Source organism: Shimia litoralis (assembly GCF_005518135.1).
Taxonomy (GTDB): domain Bacteria; phylum Pseudomonadota; class Alphaproteobacteria; order Rhodobacterales; family Rhodobacteraceae; genus Shimia_E; species Shimia_E litoralis.
Map to the genome: position 1 here is coordinate 1 of NZ_SULI01000042.1, position 6,505 is coordinate 6,505.

Here is a 6,505-nt window from a genome sequence, read left to right on the forward strand (position 1 = left end):
CATGAACATAAACCAGATGCATCTTAGCCAAGCCGCAAACCTGTCCTAAAAAGCAGGACCACTTCAGGTGCAAAAGTCTGATTTTTATGCAACTGCAGCATATTTCGAGCAAAATTTGTGCAACTCGTGCCGCATTTTAGAGTGCGATCATGATCTGGTTTGCAAATTTTGCTGCAATGCAGAAACGATGAGGCACCTGCTGCGGACAAGATGTCTGGAAAGTATGGTGTGTGACGGCCTCACGATTGGACCTCGAAGCGGCCGCCACACGGATTGCAACACAAAGTTGCGGGGACAGGTAAAGGAATTATACGCCATAGCGCAAGCCCTGCCGGTGACCCCGCCCCCTGGAGGATCGTATGAACTTTCTTAAATCCACCCTCGCCGGATCGGTTGTCTTTGCCTCGCTGGCAGGTGCCGCGATGGCTGCCGAAGACACGATCAAAGTCGGCGTATTGCACTCGCTCTCGGGCACCATGGCAATTTCAGAGACCACTTTGAAAGACACCATGTTGATGCTGATCGACCAGCAGAATTTAAAAGGTGGCCTGCTGGGCAAACAGCTAGAAGCCGTTGTGGTTGACCCGGCCTCGGATTGGCCGTTGTTTGCTGAAAAGGCCCGTGAACTTCTGACGGTGCATGATGTGGACGTAATTTTTGGCAACTGGACGAGCGTGTCGCGTAAATCGGTGCTGCCGGTGATCGAAGAGTTGAACGGTCTCTTGTTCTATCCAGTGCAGTACGAAGGCGAGGAATCGTCGAAGAACGTCTTCTACACTGGCGCTGCGCCAAACCAACAGGCGATTCCTGCAACGGATTACTTCCTCGAGGAGCTCGGGGTTGAGAAATTTGCACTGCTCGGCACAGACTATGTGTACCCCAGAACCACCAACAACATTCTGGAAAGCTACTTGAAAGGTAAGGGCATCGCAGACAGCGATATTTTTGTGAACTATACGCCTTTTGGTCACTCGGATTGGTCGAAAATTGTGGCTGACGTGGTTGCACTGGGCGCTGACGGTAAGAAGGTCGGCGTGATCTCGACCATCAACGGCGATGCCAACATCGGCTTCTACAAAGAGCTGGCAGCCGCAGGCGTTTCGGCGGATGATATCCCTGTTGTGGCTTTCTCGGTGGGTGAAGAAGAGCTTGCCGGACTTGATACCTCGAATCTCGTGGGTCACCTTGCGGCTTGGAACTATTTTCAATCTGCAGAAAGCGAGGTGAATGCCGAGTTCGTGGAAACCTGGAAAGCGACGATGGGGGAAGATCGCGTCACCAATGATCCGATGGAAGCCCATTATATTGGCTTTAACATGTGGCTGAACGCAGCCACTGCTGCGGGCTCGACAGATGTGGATTCGGTGCGTTCTGCGATGTACGGACAGGAATATCCGAACCTGACAGGCGGAACCGCTGTGATGCTGGCGAACCACCATCTGGCCAAGCCGGTTCTGATTGGTGAAATTCAGGACGATGGGCAATTCGATATCATCAGCCAGACTTCGGAAGTGCCGGGTGATGCATGGACAGATTTCCTGCCGGAGTCGGCTGTTCTGATATCTGACTGGAAGGATCTGGGCTGCGGTATGTATAACACCGAAACCAAAACCTGCGTTCAGACCCTGTCGAACTACTAAGCACATTCATGTGCGAAGGGGGCAGCTTGCGGCCCCCTTCCAACCAGAGACGCGGACATTTCCGATATGATAAGACTATTCCTTGCGGGTCTCGCGATCCTGTTGTCATGCCTGACGGCATCAGCACAGGACGCCGACATCCAGCCCATTTTGCAAGAGCATCAGTCGGTGATCGCCAAAGGTTCTCGCAAGACCATCGGTCCAGCCATCCATGCAATTGCCACCAGCGGGTCGTCCAAAGCCCAGTCCGTGTTAGAGACATGGGCAGCCAAGGACATGTGGATGCGCAAATCCGACGGAATGTTTTTTATTGGAAAACAGGCCGAGGCCAAAACCTATGTTCTGACCGATTTTGACAGCGGCAAGGTGGTGGGCACTTTTCCCAAGCAAGCCTTGAAACAGCTCAAGCCCAATAGCGGTATCCGTGGGATGATTGGTGCCGCATTGGTCCAGTTTCAGTTGATGGACCCCGACAAGGACAAACGACAGGATGCGCTGACCTCAATCCAGCGCGATCCCGCAGCAGCAATGCTGGCCCCGCTGCGCGCGTCGATTGCAGGCGAAGAGGACGCCGGGCTGAAATCCCAAAAACAGCGGCTCGAACGGTTGCTAACCATTGGATATGACCAAGATACCAAGGCCCGCGTCGCGGCAATCGAGGAAATGTCCGGGGATCTGGGCCTTGATCTGCGCGCCACACTGAATCCTTTGGTGGCGACAACGCGCGGCGTGGCTCTGGGGGAGATCCCTAAAGATGTGAACATCGCCACACATCTGACGCCCGGTTCCGACGCGTTCACCACGGAGGACGCCTATGATTTTCTGGTCAGACATGCGTTGGCCCCGCCGCGGGTCTCACGGGGTGATATGCGTGCCGCACTGACGAGTAATATCGACGGTGGACACGCCGGCGGCATTCCTGTGGTGCAACTGAACACGGATGCCGCCCGCAGTCGTGCCTATGCAGCGCTGGCGGAGGCCGGCACCGTGCCTGCTTTGGTCACGCAGGCGGATATCGATGCCGCCCTTGCCGCATATGTGTTCTTTGACAGCTATGCCGAAACATCGGACGAGGTCACGACCGCCGCGCGCAATGCTCTTAAGTCCATCGGTCTAAAGGTCGGTGTGAATCAGGCGCTGGATCTTACGCTTGATGCCTTGTCGCTGGCTTCGATCTACTTTCTTGCCGCCATCGGTCTTGCCATCACCTTTGGTGTGATGGGCGTAATCAACATGGCACATGGCGAATTCATCATGATGGGCGCCTATACTGGTTATGTAGTGCAACAGATCATCCCTAATCATACCGCGTCGATCATTGTTGCGATACCGCTGGCATTCGCCGTCACCTTTGCCGCCGGCGTGGCGATGGAGCGGTTGGTGATCCGTTGGCTGTATGCCCGCCCGTTGGAAACCCTGCTGGCGACCTTTGGTATCTCGATTGCGCTGCAGCAGCTCGCCAAAAATATTTTTGGCACTCAAGCACGGCCTTTGACAGCGCCGGGCTGGCTTGATGGGGCGATGGTGATGAACGACGTGGTGTCGATCAGCTATATCCGGATCGCGATTTTCATCCTTGCCTTGATTTTTCTCGGGGTCTTCGTGTTCATCATGAAGCGCACGCGGCTTGGCCTTGAAACCCGCGCTGTCACCCAAAACCCGCGCATGGCAGCGTCGATGGGCATTAATCCCGGCAAGGTCAATATGCTGACCTTTGGGTTGGGGTCTGGCATTGCCGGGATCGCTGGTGTGGCCATTGGCCTGTTTGCCAAGGTGACCTCGGAATTGGGCAACGATTATATCGTACAAAGCTTTATGACCGTGGTTGTGGGCGGTGTCGGCAACATCTGGGGGACGCTTGCGGGGGCTGCGATGATCGGCTTTCTGCAAAAAGGTATCGAATGGTTGAACCCATCAAACACCCTGGCGGCACAGACCTATATGATCGTCTTTATCATTATTTTCATCCAGTTCCGGCCACGAGGCATCATTGCTCTCAAAGGCCGTGCGGCGGGGGATTAATCCATGCAGCGCTCGTTTATTTCCAGAAACCCTTCGGTTCTGATTTTTCTTACCTGTCTGGCACTGTTTACGGTAACGGTAACGGTCATGTCCGAGGGCTCTGGCGTCGGGATCATCTCGACCAGCTTCATTAAAACTCTTGGCAAGACTCTGTGCCTGTGCCTGATCGCAGTGGCGATGGATCTGATATGGGGCTTTACCGGCATCCTGAGCCTTGGCCATTTTGCGTTTTTTGGGCTTGGTGGTTACATGATCGGCATGTGGCTGATGTATGAACGCACACGATTGATTGTCGTCGAGTCGCTGTCGCAGGTTGAGATTCCACCAACAGCGACCGAGGTGACCGATGCCATTGGAAATCAGATTTTTGGTGTGGTCGGATCCAGCGATTTCCCCCTGATCTGGACCTTTGCCGACAGCCTGTTTTTGCAACTGGTGCTGGTGGTTCTAGTTCCGGGTCTGCTGGCGCTGGTGTTCGGATGGCTGGCGTTTCGCAGTCGGGTCACCGGCGTGTACCTGTCCATCTTAACCCAAGCCATGACGCTGGCATTGGCGCTGTATCTGTTTCAGAACGACAGCGGGTTGCGTGGCAATAACGGATTGTCAGGATTGCAAAATCTGCCCGGGGTCGAAGCGTCACAAGACGTGGTCTCTTTGTGGTTTCTCTGGGCCTCTGCGCTGGCGTTGGGGTTGGGGTATTTGCTTGCGGCGTGGATCGTTTCCGGCAAGTTCGGCTCGGTCATACGTGGTATTCGCGACAACGAAGCCCGCGTGCGCTTTCTTGGATATTCGGTTGAGACCTACAAACTAATGGTTTTTACCTTGACGGCTTGTATCGCGGGCATTGCGGGGGCGCTGTATTATCCGCAAGCGGGCATTATCAATCCTGCGGAAATTTCACCGATTGCCTCGATTTATCTGGCGGTTTGGGTGGCCATTGGCGGGCGGGGGCGGTTGTATGGCGCTGTGATTGGCGCGGCCTCTGTCAGTTTGTTAAGCACGTGGTTCACCGGCGGTCAGGCTCCGAATATCCCGCTTGGGTTTTATACGATCAAATGGGTTGACTGGTGGCTGGTGCTTCTGGGGATGTCTTTTGTTGCGGTGACGCTGTTTGCCCCGAAAGGCATGGGTGGATTGGTCGATCTGTGGAGCAAACGCAGAACTCCCAATCGTCACGGTGCTGACTTGGGCCCAAGTGACGGGGCCTTGCGCGAACAGGAGGCGAGCCAATGAGTGTGTTGCTTGAAGTGTCCGGTGTGTCCGTTACCTTTGACGGGTTCCGCGCCATCAACAACCTGTCATTCCATATTGGCGAGGCTGAACTGCGGGCGGTGATCGGGCCAAACGGGGCCGGCAAGACGACATTCATGGATATTGTCACCGGAAAAACCAAACCTGACGAGGGTCGGGTGATATGGGGCAAAAAATCTGTGTCTTTGCTGAAGATGAACGAAGCAAAGATCGCGCAGGCCGGGATTGGCCGCAAGTTCCAGAAACCCACCGTTTTTGAAGATCAAACCGTACAGGAAAACCTGTTGATGGCTTTGAAAAAGCCGCGGGGCTGGCTTGCGGTTTTGGCTTATCGGGCCAATGTGGCCGACCTAGAGAAAGCGGCAAATCTCGCAGAGGAAATTGGCCTGAAAGAAGAGCTTGCGCGCAAATCCGGCGAATTAAGCCATGGACAAAAACAATGGCTCGAGATCGGAATGTTGCTAGCGCAGGAACCGCGCCTGTTGCTGGTGGACGAACCTGCTGCGGGTATGACCCCGCAAGAACGCGAACATACCACCGACCTGTTGTTACACGCGGCGAAAACCCGCGCGGTTGTGGTTGTTGAACACGATATGGAATTTGTCCGGCGCCTGAACTGTAAAGTCACCGTGCTGCACGAGGGATCTGTTCTGGCCGAAGGCAGTCTGGATCATGTGACCTCGAACCAAGAAGTCATTGATGTATATCTGGGGCGTTGAGCAATGTTGAAAATCCAAGACCTGACCCTGCACTACGGGCATTCTCAAATCCTGAACGGCATCTCAATGGAGGCAGCCGTTGGCGAGGTGACATGTGTCATGGGCACAAACGGGGTGGGCAAGACAAGCCTGATCAAGGCGATTTCTGGAACCCACCCACGGTCTGGTGGCAGCATCGTGTTGGATACCGAGGATTTGGGTGTGCTTCCGGCACACGCGCTGGCGCATAAGGGTATTGCCTATGTGCCACAGGGCCGCGAGGTTTTTCCGCTTTTGACCGTGCGCGAAAATCTTGAAACTGGGTTCGTGTGTCTGCCAACTTCCGAGCATGTCGTGCCTGAAGAGATTTTCGAATTGTTCCCTGTATTGAAGCAAATGCAAGATCGACGCGGTGGGGATCTTTCAGGTGGTCAGCAACAGCAACTGGCAATCGCCCGCGCGCTTATCACCAAGCCACGCCTGTTGCTGCTGGACGAGCCGACCGAAGGTATCCAGCCGAATATTATTCAACAGATCGGGGACGTCATCCGGCATCTGCGTACTCAGGGGAACATGGCGATTGTGTTGGTCGAGCAGTATTTTGAGTTTGCATATGATTTGGCGGACCGCTTTGTGATTCTGCGACGTGGCGAGGTGATGATGCAGGGCACAAAGGCGGTGTTGACCAAAAAAGACGTCCTCAGGGGGGTGTCCGTATGACATGGGATGTTGGTGCTTACTCTGATCATCCTAGCGCCTCCGCTGATCTTTTTCCTGATTTTCGATGATCTATCAAATGTGACTTTGACAGGGATGAAAATGATACTGGGGAGTATCCGAAACTCTGTGTATGAGGCTTAGCCCATGCGGTTGAAACAGGTCATCGGTTGAACC

The 6,505-nt window shown here is 54.4% G+C and carries 5 protein-coding genes; all 5 read left to right on the forward strand.

The annotated features are described in order from the left end of the window. The first annotated feature begins 359 nt into the window (after positions 1-359). The 5 genes from urtA (at position 360) to urtE (ending at position 6,331) form a co-directional block, all read left to right on the forward strand. Complete coding sequence (gene urtA / locus FAP39_RS17020; protein WP_138017573.1) at positions 360-1,640, forward strand: urea ABC transporter substrate-binding protein; 1,281 nt, start codon at positions 360-362, stop codon at positions 1,638-1,640. Positions 1,641-1,706: 66 nt separating this feature from the next. Continuing rightward, complete coding sequence (gene urtB, locus FAP39_RS17025) at positions 1,707-3,662, forward strand: urea ABC transporter permease subunit UrtB (protein ID WP_138017574.1); 1,956 nt, start codon at positions 1,707-1,709, stop codon at positions 3,660-3,662. Between the two features lie 3 nt (positions 3,663-3,665). Further along, the gene (urtC, locus tag FAP39_RS17030; RefSeq protein WP_138017575.1) at positions 3,666-4,895 is read left to right on the forward strand and encodes an urea ABC transporter permease subunit UrtC; all 1,230 of its coding nucleotides are present in this window, start codon (positions 3,666-3,668) and stop codon (positions 4,893-4,895) included. Further along, complete coding sequence (gene urtD, locus FAP39_RS17035; RefSeq protein ID WP_138017576.1) at positions 4,892-5,632, forward strand: urea ABC transporter ATP-binding protein UrtD; 741 nt, start codon at positions 4,892-4,894, stop codon at positions 5,630-5,632. The genes urtC and urtD overlap by 4 nt, the downstream gene beginning before the upstream one ends. 3 nt (positions 5,633-5,635) lie before the next feature. Next, entirely contained in the window at positions 5,636-6,331 is a 696-nt protein-coding gene (gene urtE / locus FAP39_RS17040) for an urea ABC transporter ATP-binding subunit UrtE (RefSeq protein WP_138017577.1), read from the forward strand. The last annotated feature ends 174 nt before the right edge of the window (positions 6,332-6,505 follow it).

Excerpts from the sequence above, each read along its gene's own strand:
- urtD (WP_138017576.1), top strand. The coding sequence starts at position 4,892 with ATGAGTGTGTTGCTTGAAGTGTCCGGTGTGTCCGTTACCTTTGACGGG.
- urtC (WP_138017575.1), top strand. The coding sequence starts at position 3,666 with ATGCAGCGCTCGTTTATTTCCAGAAACCCTTCGGTTCTGATTTTTCTT.
- urtA (WP_138017573.1), top strand. The coding sequence starts at position 360 with ATGAACTTTCTTAAATCCACCCTCGCCGGATCGGTTGTCTTTGCCTCG.
- urtB (WP_138017574.1), top strand. The coding sequence starts at position 1,707 with ATGATAAGACTATTCCTTGCGGGTCTCGCGATCCTGTTGTCATGCCTG.
- urtE (WP_138017577.1), top strand. The coding sequence starts at position 5,636 with ATGTTGAAAATCCAAGACCTGACCCTGCACTACGGGCATTCTCAAATC.